Genomic DNA, 14148 nt, shown 5'->3' on the forward strand with positions numbered 1-14148 from the left:
TGGAAATGGTGATGCCGGGCGACAACATCGCAATCGAGGTGGAGCTCATCACCCCGGTGGCGATGGACAAGGAGCTGCGCTTCGCTGTTCGCGAGGGTGGCCGCACGGTGGGCGCCGGCGTCGTGGCGGAAGTGATCGAGTAGCAGGCCTCCTCCCGGCTCCCATGGACATCCCCTCGGGGAATTTCCAGGGAGCCGGAGGAAATCCAGTTGCATACACCGGGGCGGGATGGTAATCACCGCGCCCCTTCGTTCTGAAGAAACGGCTCTGTGACAACCAGGGGACGTCGGTCGTAGCGCCTCCCGGGGCGTTGGCACAAAGTTCGTTCTAAGAGGTTCTTGCGAATGGCGACACAGAAGATCCGCATCCGGCTGAAGGCATACGACTCGAAGCTCCTGGACCAGAGCGCGGGTGAGATCGTCGAGACGGCCAAGCGCACGGGCGCGAAGGTGGCCGGTCCGATCCCCCTTCCTACGCGCATCAACAAGTTCACGGTGCTGCGTTCGCCGCACGTGGACAAGAAGAGCCGCGAGCAGTTCGAGATCCGCACGCACAAGCGCCTGCTCGATATTCTCGAGCCCACGCAGCAGACGCTGGATGCGCTCATGAAGCTGGATCTGTCGGCCGGCGTTGACGTCGAGATCAAGTCCTAGGAAGCGGGTGGGCGTCCGAGTGGTTTCACTCCGACCCCCGCGAGGAAAGTGCCATGGCGAAGTTTGACGTTGTCGACCTCGATTTGAAGAAGGTGTCGGAGATTGAGCTCTCCGACGACATCTTCGGCGCTGAGCCGAACGCGCACCTCTTTTACGAGGTCGCGAAGATGCAGCAGATCAACCGGCGTCGCGGCACGGTGGGTGTGAAGAACACCTCGCTGGTCAGCGGCGGCGGCAAGAAGCCCTGGAAGCAGAAGGGCACCGGCCGCGCCCGCCAGGGTTCCATCCGCGCTTCCCACTGGGTGGGCGGCGGCAAGGCGATGGCTCCCAAGGCTCGCGACTACTTCTACCGCCCGCCCCGCAAGGTGCGTCGCGGCGCGCTGAAGTCGGCGCTGTCCCTGCGCGCCAAGGAGAAGACGCTCATCATCCTGAGCGGGTTCTCCCTGGATGCCCCCAAGAGCAAGCAGGCCTTCGAGGCGCTCACCAAGCGCCTGAAGCTGCAGAACGCTCTCGTGGTGGACGAGAAGAGCAACACCAACCTGCACCGCAGCGTGCGGAACCTGGCGAAGTTCGACGTGCTTCCTCCCGAGGGTCTCAACCTCGAGGCCGTTCTGAAGCACTCGCACCTCGTGCTCACCTCCGCGGCCGCGAAGACCCTCGAGGGGGCGCTCTCATGAATCTCAGCGACGTCATCAAGGGCCCGCTCATCACCGAGAAGCTGGACAAGGCCCGCGAGAAGTTCCGCCAGTACTCGTTCATCGTGGACCGCAAGGCCACCAAGCACGACGTGGCTCGCGCGGTGGAGACGCTGTTCAAGGTCACCGTCGAGGGCGTCAACACGAACGTCGTTCGCGGCAAGATCAAGCGCGTGGGTCGGAGCATCGGCAAGCGGCCCAACTTCAAGAAGGCGGTCGTCACCCTCAAGGAAGGCGACTCGATCGAACTCTTCGAGGGAGGGGCGGCCTGACGCTACGGCGTTGAGGTCAGCCTGAGGAACACACCATGGGCATCAAGAAGTACAAGCCGACAAGCGCCGCCCGCCGTCACATGACGGTGTCCGATTTCGCGGACATCACCAAGGACGCGCCCGAGAAGAAGCTGACCGAGCCGCTGAAGCGCTCGGGTGGCCGCAACGTGCACGGACACATCACCCGGCGTCACCAGGGTGGTGGTCACAAGCGCCGCTACCGCGTCATCGACTTCAAGCGTCGTGACAAGGACGGCGTGCCGGCCAAGGTCACCGCGGTGGAGTACGACCCGAACCGCACCGCCAACATCGCCCTGCTGACGTACGCGGACGGTGAGAAGCGCTACATCCTGGCCCCGGTGGGCCTGAATGTGGGCGACACGGTGTTCGCCGGCGAGACCGCCGACATCCGTCCGGGCAACTCCCTACCGCTGCAGAACATCCCGGTGGGTACCATCATCCACAACGTGGAGCTGAAGCCGGGCCGTGGCGCCCAGGTCATCCGCTCCGCGGGAACCTCCGGACAGCTGATGGCGAAGGAGGGCCGCTACGCGCAGGTGCGTATGCCTTCTGGAACCGTTCGCATGGTCCTCATCGAGTGCCGCGCCACCGTGGGCCAGGTGGGTAACATCGAGCACGAGATCATCCGCATCGGTAAGGCGGGTAAGAGCCGCTGGCTGGGCATCCGCCCGACGGTTCGTGGTCTCGCGATGAACCCCGTGGACCACCCGCACGGTGGTGGTGAGGGTAAGTCCGGTCAGGGCAACCCGCACCCGGTGTCGCCGTGGGGCAAGAAGACCAAGGGTCTGACCACGCGCACCAACAAGCGTACTGACAAGTTCATCGTGAGCGGCCGCCGCCAGGGCGCGCGCAGCCAGTAAGAGGATTCGCAAGCCATGGCTCGTTCGATCAAGAAGGGTCCGTTCGTCGACGACTTCCTCGTCAAGAAGATCGAGGACATGATCAAGACGAACAAGAAGACTGTCGTGAAGACGTGGTCCCGCCGCTCCACCATCCTTCCGGAGTTCGTGGGTCACACCTTCGCGGTGCACAACGGGAAGAAGTTCATCCCGGTGTTCGTCACGGAGAACATGGTGGGCCACAAGCTCGGCGAGTTCGCCCCGACGCGTACGTTCGGTGGACACTCGGCGGAGAAGAAGGTCGCCAAGGCCCCGGGCAAGTAGCCTGGCGCATTGCCTGAGAGCCTGAGGAGATGACCATGGAGTCGACTGCACATCTGCGTTTCCTGCGCATGAGCCCCCGCAAGCTGTCCGTCGTTGCGGCGCTCATCCGGGGCAAGCCCGTCGAGGCTGCCCTCAACATCCTGAAGTTCACCAAGCGCGCCGCGGCCCTGCCGGTGGAGAAGCTCATCAAGAGCGCCGTGGCCAACGCGACGGACCTGTCCAAGGGTCAGGTCGACGTGGACACGCTCTACGTCAAGACCATCTCGGTGGACCAGGGTCCTACCCAGCGCCGGTTCATGCCGCGCGCCATGGGTCGGGCCACCCCGATCAAGAAGAAGACCGCCCACGTCCATGTGGTGCTGGCCGAGGCCAAGAAGTAGGACCCGTCGGGCCCAGCCCGGACGTTCAAGGAGATTCACGTTGGGACAGAAAGTTCATCCGATCGGGTTCCGGCTTGGCGTCATCAAGACCTGGGACTCCAAGTGGTTCGAGCACAAGAACTACGCGCAGTGGCTCCATGAAGACATCCGCATCCGCGAGTTCGTGAAGAAGTCGCTGAACCACGCGGGCGTGTCCAAGGTGGAGATCGAGCGCGCAGCCAACAAGGTGAAGGTCAACGTCCACACCGCGCGTCCGGGTATCGTCATCGGCAAGCGCGGCGCGGGCATCGAGACGGTGAAGAAGGACCTCCAGCAGTTCACGAAGAACGAGGTCTTCCTCAACATCGTCGAGGTCCGCAAGGCGGAGACCGACGCGCAGCTGGTGGCGGAGAACATCGCCACGCAGCTTGAGCGTCGCATCGCGTTCCGTCGCGCCATGAAGAAGGCGCTTCAGACTGCGATGAAGTTCGGAGCCAAGGGCATCCGCGTGGCCTGCTCGGGCCGCCTGGGTGGCGCCGAGATGGCCCGCTACGAGTGGTACCGCGAGGGCCGCGTGCCCCTGCACACTCTCCGCGCGGACATCGACTATGGCTTCGCCGAGGCCAAGACGACCTACGGCAAGATCGGCTGCAAGGTCTGGGTCTGCAAGGGCGAGGTTCTCCCGGGCAAGGGCGGCCAGGCCCCCATGCCCTCCAACCGCTAAGAGCCCTCCCGCTTTGGGCGCTCTCGAGAGAGGGCGCCCGGGGCAGGGCAGTGAAGGACAGCGACGATGCTTCAGCCTGCACGTACGAAGTACCGCAAGATGCACAAGGGCCGCACGCCCGGCGCCGCGCACCGTGGCAGCGACTTGACCTACGGTGAGTTCGGCCTGATGAGCCTGCAGCCGGGGTGGATTACGTCCCGGCAGATCGAGGCGGCTCGTATCGCGATGACCCGCCACGTGAAGCGCGGCGGCAAGATCTGGATCCGAATCTTCCCGGACAAGCCCATCACCAAGAAGCCCGCCGAGACCCGAATGGGTACCGGTAAGGGTGGCGTGGAGTACTACGTCGCGGTGGTGAAGCCCGGCCGCATCCTCTACGAGATGGAGGGGATGACGACCGAGGTGGCCACGGGGGCGCTGAAGCTGGCGCAGGCGAAGCTGCCGGTGCTCACGCGTATCGTGACGCGCACGGACCTGAGCCTCTAGGCACCGCGGCGGGAGCCGCCTTCGGGTGGGCTCCCGCACGCATGTGGAGATAGCAATGGCGACTGCGAAGGAACTGAGGGAGCTGTCGGCGGACGACCTGCAGCGGCGGGCGACGGAACTGCGTGAGACGCTGTTCCAGGACCAGCTCAAGCGGCGGACCGGCTCGCTGGACAGCCCGGCGGAGCGAACCCTGCACCGGCGTGACCTGGCCCGGGTGCTGGCGGTTCTCGGCGAGAAGAAGAAGGCGGCGAAGGCCTAAGGCCGACGTCGCGATTCCTCCAAGCGCGCTCGCCCGGAAGCGGGTGCGTGCGGCCATCCGGGACGCGAGAGCGCCCGGGTGCATGAGAGACAGTGAGAACAAAGATGGCTGAAACGACTGAAGCGCCCAAGGCAGAGACCTCCTCCCGCGGCCGTCCGAAGACGCGCGTGGGAATCGTCACCTCCAACAAGATGCAGAAGACGGTCGTGGTCACCGTCCAGCGCCGGGCTCCCCACCCGAAGTACGGGAAGATCATGAGCCTGCGCGAGAAGTACAAGGCGCACGTGGAGGACCACGACTATCCGAAGAAGATCACCATCAACGAGGGTGATCGGGTCCGGATCGCCGAGACCAAGCCTGCCTCGAAGGACAAGCGGTGGCGTGTGGTCGAGGTGCTGGAGAAGAGCAAGAACGTCTAGCACGCACCTCCACCTGCGCGGCCGTGAGGCGGTGTGGTGGAGTCACCGGCGATAGGAGATTCTCAGATGATTCAGATGACGAGCGTGCTCGACGTGGCGGACAACTCGGGCGCGAAGAAGGTGTTCTGCATCAAGGTGCTCGGCGGTTCGAAGCGCAAGTACGCGTCCATCGGCGACGTCATCGTCGTGTCGATCCGCGAGGCGCTGCCCAACTCGAAGGTGAAGAAGGGTGACGTGGCCAAGGCCGTCATCGTCCGCACCAAGCGCGAGGTGGGTCGTCCCGACGGCAGCTTCATCAAGTTCGATGGCAACTCCGCGGTCCTCATCAACAAGGACATGGAGCCCATTGGTACGCGCATCTTCGGGCCGGTGGCCCGTGAGCTCCGCGCCCGCAAGTTCATGAAGATCATCTCGCTGGCGCCCGAAGTCCTCTGAGAGGACCGCAGGCCGGACGGCGAGCAGCCAGAGAGACGAGGAAGCCATGCAGAAGATGAAAGTGGGAGACACGGTCCAGGTCATGGCCGGGGCCGAAGCCTCCGAGAAGAGTCCCGCGACGAAGCGCGGCAAGGTGCTGAAGATCGACCGCGAGGCGGGTCGCGTGACCGTTGAGGGTCTGCGCCTGGTCAAGCGTCACCAGAAGAAGACGCCCCAGAATCCCGAGGGTGGCATTGTCGAGAAGCCCGGCACCATCGCCCTGGCGAATGTCCAGGTCGTGTGCGCCAAGTGCGACAAGCCGACCCGCGTGGGGGTCAAGACCGAGGGCGAGAAGCTCCAGCGGTTCTGCAAGAACTGCGACGCGCTGATTGACTAGGAGTCCCTGTTGGGGCATGTATGCGCGCCCTTCTGCCCGCCCTGGTGGGCGGGTAGGGGGGCGTGCAGGCAACGAGGGCCTGGGTGGTTCCGGGGCCCTCGCGGTGTTTTCAGTTTCCAGATGAAGGACTGATCGGACGCGCTGGGTCCACAACGGCGCCCCGAAGCAGAGGATACGACGATGGCTGACGAGAAGAAGCCGGACCAGAAGGAAAAGAAGGCGAAGCGGGGCAAGAAGGAAGAGGCCAAGAAGGTTGGCTTCGCGGCGAACATCGAGGAAGGCCTCGAGAGCAAGCCGGCCCGCATGAAGGAGCGCTTCCGCAAGGAAGGGGTGCCCGCCCTGATGAAGGAGCTGGGCCTCAAGAACCCGATGGAGGTTCCGCGTCTCCAGAAGATCGTCGTCAACATGGGTCTCGGCGAGGCGCTCGCCAACAACAAGATCCTGGAGTCGGCGGTGGACCAGCTCGCGGCGATCACGGGTCAGAAGCCCATCGTCACGCGCGCTCGCAAGTCCATCGCGAACTTCAAGCTGCGTCAGGGCCAGGCCATCGGTGCCGCCGTGACGCTGCGTGGTACTCGCATGTACGAGTTCATGGACCGCCTCATCACCGTGGCGCTGCCGCGCGTGCGTGACTTCAAGGGCGTGTCCCCGAAGGCTTTCGACGGGAAGGGCAATTACACGCTCGGCGTGCGCGAGCAGATCATCTTCCCTGAGATCAACTACGACCAGATCGAGAAGGTGAAGGGGCTCAACATCAGCTTCGTCACCACCGCCGCGAACGACGAGCAGGGGTTGGCGCTGATGCGTCACTTCGGCCTGCCGTTCCGTCAGTAAGCCCTCGAGCCAAGGACCTCAAGACAATGGCCAAGCTCTCCAAGATCGCCCAGGCGAAGCGCAAGCCGAAGTTCGCCGTGCGCCAGTACAACCGCTGCCCGCTGTGCGGTCGGCCGCGCGCCTTCCTTCGCAAGTTCAAGATGTGCCGTATCTGCCTGCGCAACCGTGCGCTGCGCGGCGAGATCACCGGCGTCACCAAGTCGTCCTGGTAGCCGGAAGGGCAGGGTGCTGAGGGGCTCGGAAGGGCTCATCGGCACCCTGGGCGCGCTCCGGGAGGAGCTCGCTCAATCGAAGTTTCAACCTCAGCAGTGGCGGTCGGCGCGAACCCCCGGGATGGGCCCGGCAGGCGCGGCGGCCGCGAACGCGAGATGCTCGATGAGGGCTCTTGCTTGGAAGGTAGCTCATGCCGGTCAATGATCCTGTTGGCGACATGCTGACCCGCCTGCGCAATGCTTCGCGCGCGCGTCACGACAAGGTCGTCATTCCCCACTCGAAGCTCAAGCTCGAGATCATCAAGGTCCTCAAGGATGAGGGCTACATCGGGGAGTTCGCCGTCGCCACCCCCGAGGGCTCGCCGCAGAGCGAGATCACCGTGCAGCTCAAGTACGGTCCGGACCGCAGCCCCGCCATCACCGGCATCCGCCGCGTGTCCAAGCCGGGCCTGCGCCGCTACTGCGGCGTGAGCGACATCCCGCAGGTGCTGGGTGGAATGGGTATCTCCATCCTGTCCACGTCCCGCGGCATCCTGGTGGACTCCGAGGCCCGCAAGCAGAAGGCGGGCGGCGAGCTGCTCTGCACCGTCTACTAGCCAGCTGCCTGGCGGCCGCGCCTCGCGAGAGTGCGCGCCCCGGGCATACAGGACCGAGGCAACCATGAGTCGGATTGGAAAACTGGCGATCAAGCTCGGCGACAAGACGAAGGCCATCGTCGCCGGCCAGCAGGTGAATTTCGAGGGCCCCAAGGGCAAGCTGTCCGTGAAGCTGCCCGCCCGGGTCAAGGTGGAGATCAAGGACGGCCAGGTCAGCGTGCTGCGCGAGGATGATTCTCGCGAGGCGCGCAGCCTGCACGGCCTGACCCGCACCATCCTCGCGAACGCGGCGAAGGGAGTGTCCACCGGCTTCGAGCGGAAGCTGGACATCCGCGGCGTTGGTTTCCGCGCCGAGGTGAAGGGCAAGGCCATCCACTTCGCGCTAGGCTACTCGCACCCGGTGGTGTTCAACCTGCCGGAGGGTGTGACGGCTGAAGTCGACAAGGCGGCCCGCACCGAGGACAGCCTCCCCACCGTGGGGCTGACGCTCCGCTCGGCGGACAAGGAAGCGCTTGGCGCAACGGCGGTGAACATCCGCTCGTTGCGTCCGCCCGAGCCTTACAAGGGCAAGGGCATCAAGTATTCCGAGGAGCGCATCCGTCGTAAGGAGGGCAAGACCGGAACGACCTAGTCGTTTCGTCTGTCCTGAGGGTTCCCAATCCCGTCGGGCCCGTGGGGTCCGACGGCATCATCCGGCGGCGGAAGTCCGCATCGCCGCCGGAAGGACAAGGAAGCAGCCATGCCGACGAAGATCGATTCGCGTCTCAAGAGGAAGAACCGCATCCGCAAGAAGCTCTCGGGCACCACCGAGCGGCCGCGGCTTTCCGTTTACAAGAGCCTCAAGCACATCTACGCGCAGGTGGTGGACGACACCACTGGCAAGACCCTCGCGTTTGCCTCGTCGCTGTCCAAGGACCTGAAGGGCCAGGACGAAGGCGACAAGAAGGCGGACGCGAAGCGGGTGGGTGCCCTGATCGCGCAGAAGTGCAAGGCTGCCAACGTCGAGGCGGTGGTGTTCGACCGCAACGGCTTCCCCTATCACGGGCGCATCGCCGCCGTGGCTGACGCCGCGCGCGAGGCCGGGCTGAAGTTCTAGCTTTCGAAAGGATTTCCAAGTGGCAACTCCGATCAATCCGAACGATCTGGACCTCACCGACCGCGTGGTGAACATCAACCGCGTGGCCAAGGTCGTGAAGGGCGGCCGCCGGTTCTCGTTCGCCGCCCTGGTGGTGGTGGGCGACGGCGCTGGACACGTGGGCGTCGGCCTGGGCAAGGCCAACGAGGTCCCCGAGGCCATCCGCAAGGGTGGCGAGAACGCGAAGAAGAATCTCTTCCGCGTCCCGCTCATGGGTCACACGATTCCGCACGAGGTGCTTGGGCACTTCGGCGCCGGCTGGGTGCTGTTGAAGCCGGCCAGCGAAGGTACGGGCGTCATCGCCGGTGGCGCGGTGCGCGCGGTTCTTGAGGCGGCGGGCATCCGCAACATCCTGACGAAGAGCCAGGGTTCGCGGAATCCGCACAACGTGCTGAAGGCCACGGTTGCTGGCCTGAAGCTGCTGCGGAGCGCGGCGCAGGTGTCGCGGCTGCGTGGCAAGGACGTCGAGTCGGCGAAGCTCGCCGGGGAGCAGAGGGGCTAGTCATGGCGCTCAAGGTGAAGCTGACGAAGAGCTACGCGGGCGCTTCCGAGGACATGCTGGCCACCATCCGTGGCCTGGGTCTGAAGAAGTTTGGTCAAGAGCGCCTGCTCAAGGACACCCCTGCCATCCGTGGGATGGCGTTCAAGGTGAAGCACCTGGTCTCCCTGGAGACGGTGAGCACTGAGGCGCCGGCGCCGAAGCGCCGCAAGCCGCGCAAGATCGCCCTGCGGGATCGCGCGCGCGCCTACCAGGCCAAGCAGACCAAGGCCTGAGCACGAGAGGACTGAGACAATGAGCACTCTGCACGATTTGAAGCGTCCCTCGCGCTCGTGGCACCGCAAGAAGCGGGTGGGTCGCGGCCAGGGTTCTGGCCTGGGCAAGACGGCCGGCCGCGGTGGCAAGGGTCAGAAGGCCCGTTCCGGCAACATGCGGTTCGAGGGCTTCGAGGGCGGTCAGAGCCCTCTGCAGCGCCGCCTTCCGAAGTTTGGTTTCAACTCCCCCAACCGCACGGTGTACGCGGTGGTGAACCTGTCGGATGTGGACACCCACTTCGACGCGGGCTCCACGGTGGATGAGGCCTCTCTGAAGAAGGTCGGTCTGGTCAAGGGTCGTTACCACGGCGTGAAGCTGCTGGGACACGGCGCGCTGACCAAGAAGGTCACCATCCGTGTCCACAAGGCCTCCGAGGCCGCGAAGTCCGCGGTCGAGAAGGCGGGCGGCGCGGTGGATGTCCTTCCGCTGATGGCCCACAAGCCCGAAGCGGCCGCGAAGGCCCATGCTGGCAAGGGCGTCAAGGCCCCTCGGCAGCCCAAGGCTTGAGCATGTTCGGCGCGCATCACTTGACGGTGGTGCGCGCCATTTCGCTTGTGTAGGCTTCTGCGCCCCTTTCCCGTCCGTGGAACAGGGGCGTTTTGTCGTCCTGGCAGAACCCTCACGAAGAGGATGGCTACCCCGTGGCTCTCAATGCCTTCGCCAACGTCTTCCGCATCGCGGAGCTGCGCAGCCGGCTTGCGTATACGCTAGCCCTGCTGGCCGTCTACCGCATCGGCATCTTCATCAATACGCCCGGCGTGGATCGGGCGGCGATGAACGCCTTCATGGACGCCCAGAAGCAGTCGGGCGGACTGGTGTCGCTGTTCAACCTCTTCTCCGGCGGCGCGCTGGAGCAGATGTCCATCTTCGGATTGGGCATCATGCCTTACGTCAGCGCCTCCATCATCATGCAGCTGCTGGCGGTGGTCATCCCCAGCCTGGAGCGGCTGCAGAAGGAGGGCGCCGCGGGGCGGCAGAAGATCAATCAGTACACCCGCTACGGCACCATCGTCCTCTCTGTCATCCAGGGTATCGGAATCTCCCGGTGGCTGGCGTCCCTCGGGCGCTCCGACGGGGGCCAGAGTGGTTTCAACCAGGTGGTGGTTCCGGACGACAGCGTCTGGTTCACCTTCATGACGGTCATCAGCCTGACGGCCGGTACGGCGTTCATCATGTGGCTGGGTGAGCGCATCACCGAGCGTGGCATCGGCAACGGCATCTCGCTCATCATCTTCGCGGGCATCGTCGCTGGCGTGCTCCCGGGCGCCAAGTCGCTGCTGGACCTGACGCGGCAGGAAGTCATCGCGGTGGCCGAGGTCCTGGCGCTGCTGGTCTTCATGCTCCTCATCATCGCGGTGGTGGTCTATGTGGAGCGCGGCATGCGCCGCATCCCCATCCAGTACGCCAAGCGCATGGCGGGGCGCCGGATGTTCGCGGGCCAGGCCACGTACTTCCCGATGAAGGTCAACACCGCTGGCGTCATCCCTCCCATCTTCGCGGGCGCGGTGCTGTCGTTCCCGGCCACGCTGGGCACGTGGTTCCCGTTCCTGCAGGACCTGCAGCGCGCCATCGAAGGCAACCTGTGGATCTACAACGGCCTCTTCGTGCTGATGGTCATCTTCTTCGCCTACTTCTACACGGCGCTGACCTTCCGGCCGGATGACGTGGCGGACAACATCAAGAAGCAGGGCGGCTACATCCCGGGCATTCGTCCGGGTCGTCAGACGGCGGAGTTCATCGAGCGAGTGCTGAACCGGCTCACGTTCGGTGGTGCGCTGTACCTGGCGGTCATCTGTGTGATTCCATCCGTCATCAGCGGCATGCTCAACGTTCGCTTCACCTTTGGCGGCACCGCGCTGCTGATCGTGGTGGGCGTGGCGCTGGACACGGTGCAGCAGATCGAGGGTCACCTCATCAGCCGCAACTACGAAGGCTTCGCCGGGCCGCGTGGCCCCCGCATCCGCGGCCGGGTGCGCGTGGCGGCCTGAGTCACGACGTTCCACGTCCCGGGCGCCTCTCCCCGTCGTGGGGAGGGGCGCCTCGTCGTTCCGGGATGGAGTCGTTCAAGGTATTCGGTGGTGCACATGGGGGGCGCTTGGAAGCTTCGTGGCCGACGACTTCCGTGCCTTCCTTGGGAGCTGAGAGGAGCACATGAACCTGATCCTGTTGGGACCGCCGAACGCGGGGAAGGGTACCCAGGCGAAGAAGCTCTTCGCCGACTTCCACATCCCGCAGATCTCCACCGGTGACATTCTCCGCAAGGCAGTGGCGGAGGGGACGGAGCTGGGGAAGGTCGCGGGTCCGTTGATGGCGGCGGGCCAGTACGTGCCGGACGAAGTCGTCATCGGTATCGTCGAGGAGCGTTTGAAGCAGTCAGACGTGGCCCAGGGCTTCGTGCTGGATGGCTTCCCGCGCACGCCGGGCCAGGCTGACGCGCTGGAAAGGATGCTGGGGCGGCTGGGCAAGCAGCTCGACGCGGTCGTCTCGCTCGAGGTGCCGCACAAGACGCTGGTGGAGCGTGGCTCCGGCCGGCGCGTCTGCCCCGTGGACGGAAGCGTCTACCACGTGGATCAGAGCCCGCCGAAGCGCGCGGGGTACTGTGACAAGTGCGGCACGGGGCTGGTGCAGCGTCCGGATGACATGCCAGACGTCATCGAGAAGCGCCTCCAGAAGTACGACGCGGAGACGGCCCCGCTGAAGGCCTTCTACGCGAAGAAGGGCGTGCTCAAGAGCGTGGACGGTGTGGGCTCGCCAGACGGCATCTACGAGGAGATCAAGAGCGCCGCGGGTCGGGGCAAGGTCTGATGCCCGGACGGGCCGGCGAGCGGACGTTGGGCGCTTGCGGCGCCCATTGCCGCTTGCCACCCGTTCTCCGTGCGCGGATGGCGCGCACGGAGCGCTGATGAGCCAGGTGGCGATCAAATCCCGGGACGAGATAGCCCTCATGCGCCAGGCGGGTCGGATTGTCTCCGACGTCCTGGATGCGCTGGAGAAGGCGGTCGCTCCGGGAATCACCACCTGGGACTTGGATGCCCTGGCGGAGAGGCTGACGGCGGAGCGGGGCGCCAGGCCGGCGTTCAAGGGCTACCTCGGCTTTCCGTGTGTGCTATGTGCCTCCGTCAACGATGAGGTGGTCCACGGCATCCCCAGCAAGCGGCGGAAGCTGGCCGAGGGCGACCTGATGAAGCTCGACTTCGGGGTGTCGTACCGGGGGTGGTTCGGGGATGCGGCCAGGACGGTGGCGGTGGGAAAGGTGTCGGCCGAGGCGAGGTCCCTGTTGGACACGACGCGTGAGTCCCTCCACAAGGCCATCCAGGCCATGAAGCCGGGCAACCGGTTGGGGGATATCGGGCACGCCGTCCAGCGGCACGTGGAGGCTCGGGGGTACTCTGTCGTCCGGGATTTTACCGGCCATGGGATTGGCCGGAAGCTCCATGAGTTCCCCCACGTGCCCAACCATGGGCAGGCGGGGGCGGGGATGAAGCTCCGGTCGGGGATGGTCCTCGCGGTGGAGCCGATGGTGAACCAGGGAACCCACGAGGTGGAACTCCTGGACGATGACTGGACGGCGGTGACGGCGGACCGGAAGTTGTCCGCCCACTTCGAGCACACCATCCTCATCACGGATGGCGGAGCCGAGGTGCTCACCCGAGGGGCGTGAAGGGGCCGGGACTGCGGGTGAAATATGAGGGTGTTATGGTGGGTTGGTAGGAATCCGAGTTTTCCCGCGCGGGACGCTTGCCACTTGCGGACCAAAGTGATAATCCGCCGCGCTTCCAGAAGGTTCGTGGTCCGGGAAGAGGGTTTGACGCTTGCCGAAGGATGATTCCATCGAAGTTGAGGGGACGGTGATGGAGCCCCTCCCCAACGCGATGTTCCGCGTGGTGCTGGATAATGGCCACAAGGTGCTCGCGCACATCTCGGGCAAGATGAGGATGCACTTCATCCGCATCCTCCCGGGAGACAAGGTGAAGGTCGAACTGTCTCCGTACGACCTGACGCGCGGACGGATCACGTACCGGGCGAAGTAGAAAAGGGCGCCGCTCTGGGACTAGGGTGGCGACCCTCATGGCTTTTCATCTGTTCGAAGGAAGGAAGTTCGCTCCATGAAGGTTCGGGCGTCCGTCAAGAAGATCTGCGACAAGTGCAAGGTTGTTCGCCGCAAGGGCATCGTGCGCGTGATTTGCGCTTCCAACCCCCGGCACAAGCAGCGCCAGGGCTAACCGCCGACAGGCTGTTGGCTCCAGACCAACTCCACTCCAGAAGGAAGACCGAAGATGGCTCGTATCGCCGGCATCGACCTGCCGCCCAACAAGCGCGCCGTGATCTCGCTTCAGTACATCTACGGGATCGGCAACAAGTCCGCGCAAGACATCATCGAGGCGGCGGGCATCGATCCCACCACCCGGACCAAGGACCTCACCGAGGACCAGGCTCGCAAGATCCGTGAGATCATCGAGGCCAGCTACAAGGTCGAGGGTGACCTCCGGCGTGAAGTGACGATGAACATCAAGCGCCTGATGGATTTGGGCTGCTACCGGGGTCTCCGTCACCGCAAGGGCCTGCCTGTCCGTGGCCAGCGCACCCACACCAACGCGCGTACCCGCAAGGGTCCCAAGCGCGGCATCGTTCGGGCGAAGCCGGCCGCTCCGGCTCGGTAAACCGCAGCGCCGGCCCGTGAGGTGCCGGCGTCGA

Annotated in this window: 26 protein-coding genes and 1 pseudogene; all 27 read left to right on the forward strand. The window is 65.0% G+C overall.

Translation table 11 applies throughout. From position 1 onward, the window contains the following. Nucleotides 1-143 (forward strand): annotated as a pseudogene (tuf, locus tag HUA78_RS30555) (elongation factor Tu); the annotation flags it as partial. A 201-nt stretch (nucleotides 144-344) separates the two neighbouring features. Further along, nucleotides 345-653 carry a 30S ribosomal protein S10 gene (gene rpsJ / locus HUA78_RS30560; protein WP_002633608.1) on the forward strand — a complete coding sequence of 103 codons (309 nt, stop codon included), beginning with the start codon at nucleotides 345-347 and terminating at the stop codon, nucleotides 651-653. A 53-nt stretch (nucleotides 654-706) separates the two neighbouring features. Beyond that, nucleotides 707-1330 carry a 50S ribosomal protein L4 gene (gene rplD / locus HUA78_RS30565; protein WP_141643991.1) on the forward strand — a complete coding sequence of 208 codons (624 nt, stop codon included), beginning with the start codon at nucleotides 707-709 and terminating at the stop codon, nucleotides 1328-1330. Next, on the forward strand, nucleotides 1327-1620 hold the full coding sequence (locus tag HUA78_RS30570; protein WP_141643992.1) for a 50S ribosomal protein L23: 294 nt from the start codon (nucleotides 1327-1329) through the stop codon (nucleotides 1618-1620). The genes rplD and HUA78_RS30570 overlap by 4 nt, the downstream gene beginning before the upstream one ends. A gap of 35 nt (nucleotides 1621-1655) precedes the next feature. Next, nucleotides 1656-2501 (forward strand): 50S ribosomal protein L2, encoded by an 846-nt coding sequence (rplB, locus tag HUA78_RS30575; RefSeq protein WP_141643993.1) that lies wholly within the window; start codon nucleotides 1656-1658, stop codon nucleotides 2499-2501. Between the two features lie 15 nt (nucleotides 2502-2516). Next, nucleotides 2517-2804, forward strand: a complete 288-nt coding sequence (gene rpsS, locus HUA78_RS30580) for a 30S ribosomal protein S19 (protein ID WP_046714300.1) — start codon at nucleotides 2517-2519, stop codon at nucleotides 2802-2804. Nucleotides 2805-2839: 35 nt separating this feature from the next. After that, a complete protein-coding gene (gene rplV, locus HUA78_RS30585; RefSeq protein WP_141643994.1) occupies nucleotides 2840-3184 on the forward strand; it encodes a 50S ribosomal protein L22 in 345 nt (114 codons plus the stop codon). 40 nt (nucleotides 3185-3224) lie between these two features. Then, nucleotides 3225-3887 carry a 30S ribosomal protein S3 gene (rpsC, locus tag HUA78_RS30590; RefSeq protein ID WP_002633602.1) on the forward strand — a complete coding sequence of 221 codons (663 nt, stop codon included), beginning with the start codon at nucleotides 3225-3227 and terminating at the stop codon, nucleotides 3885-3887. A gap of 66 nt (nucleotides 3888-3953) precedes the next feature. Further along, a complete protein-coding gene (gene rplP, locus HUA78_RS30595; RefSeq protein ID WP_141643995.1) occupies nucleotides 3954-4373 on the forward strand; it encodes a 50S ribosomal protein L16 in 420 nt (139 codons plus the stop codon). Nucleotides 4374-4416: 43 nt separating this feature from the next. Continuing rightward, nucleotides 4417-4632, forward strand: a complete 216-nt coding sequence (gene rpmC / locus HUA78_RS30600; protein ID WP_174459337.1) for a 50S ribosomal protein L29 — start codon at nucleotides 4417-4419, stop codon at nucleotides 4630-4632. Nucleotides 4633-4724: 92 nt separating this feature from the next. Continuing rightward, complete coding sequence (gene rpsQ / locus HUA78_RS30605) at nucleotides 4725-5051, forward strand: 30S ribosomal protein S17 (RefSeq protein ID WP_174459322.1); 327 nt, start codon at nucleotides 4725-4727, stop codon at nucleotides 5049-5051. Nucleotides 5052-5117: 66 nt separating this feature from the next. Further along, nucleotides 5118-5486, forward strand: a complete 369-nt coding sequence (rplN, locus tag HUA78_RS30610) for a 50S ribosomal protein L14 (RefSeq protein WP_046714296.1) — start codon at nucleotides 5118-5120, stop codon at nucleotides 5484-5486. Nucleotides 5487-5532: 46 nt separating this feature from the next. Continuing rightward, nucleotides 5533-5862 carry a 50S ribosomal protein L24 gene (rplX, locus tag HUA78_RS30615; protein WP_141643998.1) on the forward strand — a complete coding sequence of 110 codons (330 nt, stop codon included), beginning with the start codon at nucleotides 5533-5535 and terminating at the stop codon, nucleotides 5860-5862. Nucleotides 5863-6165: 303 nt separating this feature from the next. Next, the gene (gene rplE / locus HUA78_RS30620) at nucleotides 6166-6696 is read left to right on the forward strand and encodes a 50S ribosomal protein L5 (RefSeq protein ID WP_174459338.1); all 531 of its coding nucleotides are present in this window, start codon (nucleotides 6166-6168) and stop codon (nucleotides 6694-6696) included. Nucleotides 6697-6722: 26 nt separating this feature from the next. After that, entirely contained in the window at nucleotides 6723-6908 is a 186-nt protein-coding gene (locus HUA78_RS30625; protein ID WP_015350175.1) for a type Z 30S ribosomal protein S14, read from the forward strand. A gap of 191 nt (nucleotides 6909-7099) precedes the next feature. Continuing rightward, nucleotides 7100-7504 carry a 30S ribosomal protein S8 gene (gene rpsH / locus HUA78_RS30630; RefSeq protein ID WP_141644000.1) on the forward strand — a complete coding sequence of 135 codons (405 nt, stop codon included), beginning with the start codon at nucleotides 7100-7102 and terminating at the stop codon, nucleotides 7502-7504. Nucleotides 7505-7568: 64 nt separating this feature from the next. Beyond that, the gene (gene rplF / locus HUA78_RS30635) at nucleotides 7569-8135 is read left to right on the forward strand and encodes a 50S ribosomal protein L6 (protein WP_174459323.1); all 567 of its coding nucleotides are present in this window, start codon (nucleotides 7569-7571) and stop codon (nucleotides 8133-8135) included. Nucleotides 8136-8243: 108 nt separating this feature from the next. Continuing rightward, nucleotides 8244-8600 carry a 50S ribosomal protein L18 gene (rplR, locus tag HUA78_RS30640; RefSeq protein ID WP_141644002.1) on the forward strand — a complete coding sequence of 119 codons (357 nt, stop codon included), beginning with the start codon at nucleotides 8244-8246 and terminating at the stop codon, nucleotides 8598-8600. Between the two features lie 19 nt (nucleotides 8601-8619). After that, entirely contained in the window at nucleotides 8620-9141 is a 522-nt protein-coding gene (gene rpsE / locus HUA78_RS30645; RefSeq protein WP_046714290.1) for a 30S ribosomal protein S5, read from the forward strand. A gap of 2 nt (nucleotides 9142-9143) precedes the next feature. Continuing rightward, complete coding sequence (gene rpmD / locus HUA78_RS30650; protein ID WP_141644003.1) at nucleotides 9144-9413, forward strand: 50S ribosomal protein L30; 270 nt, start codon at nucleotides 9144-9146, stop codon at nucleotides 9411-9413. A 19-nt stretch (nucleotides 9414-9432) separates the two neighbouring features. After that, entirely contained in the window at nucleotides 9433-9960 is a 528-nt protein-coding gene (rplO, locus tag HUA78_RS30655) for a 50S ribosomal protein L15 (protein ID WP_141644004.1), read from the forward strand. Between the two features lie 134 nt (nucleotides 9961-10094). Continuing rightward, the gene (gene secY / locus HUA78_RS30660; protein WP_141644005.1) at nucleotides 10095-11441 is read left to right on the forward strand and encodes a preprotein translocase subunit SecY; all 1347 of its coding nucleotides are present in this window, start codon (nucleotides 10095-10097) and stop codon (nucleotides 11439-11441) included. Nucleotides 11442-11604: 163 nt separating this feature from the next. After that, a complete protein-coding gene (locus tag HUA78_RS30665; protein ID WP_174459324.1) occupies nucleotides 11605-12258 on the forward strand; it encodes an adenylate kinase in 654 nt (217 codons plus the stop codon). 97 nt (nucleotides 12259-12355) lie between these two features. Further along, nucleotides 12356-13114, forward strand: a complete 759-nt coding sequence (gene map, locus HUA78_RS30670) for a type I methionyl aminopeptidase (protein WP_174462688.1) — start codon at nucleotides 12356-12358, stop codon at nucleotides 13112-13114. A gap of 151 nt (nucleotides 13115-13265) precedes the next feature. After that, nucleotides 13266-13484: a translation initiation factor IF-1 gene (infA, locus tag HUA78_RS30675; RefSeq protein WP_002614803.1), complete on the forward strand. Its 219-nt coding sequence runs from the start codon at nucleotides 13266-13268 to the stop codon at nucleotides 13482-13484. Nucleotides 13485-13559: 75 nt separating this feature from the next. After that, complete coding sequence (rpmJ, locus tag HUA78_RS30680; RefSeq protein WP_002633586.1) at nucleotides 13560-13676, forward strand: 50S ribosomal protein L36; 117 nt, start codon at nucleotides 13560-13562, stop codon at nucleotides 13674-13676. A 54-nt stretch (nucleotides 13677-13730) separates the two neighbouring features. After that, a complete protein-coding gene (rpsM, locus tag HUA78_RS30685) occupies nucleotides 13731-14114 on the forward strand; it encodes a 30S ribosomal protein S13 (protein WP_141644008.1) in 384 nt (127 codons plus the stop codon). Nucleotides 14115-14148 lie beyond the last annotated feature (34 nt).

Source organism: Myxococcus sp. CA033 (genome assembly GCF_013336625.1).
GTDB lineage: Bacteria > Myxococcota > Myxococcia > Myxococcales > Myxococcaceae > Myxococcus > Myxococcus llanfairpwllgwyngyllgogerychwyrndrobwllllantysiliogogogochensis.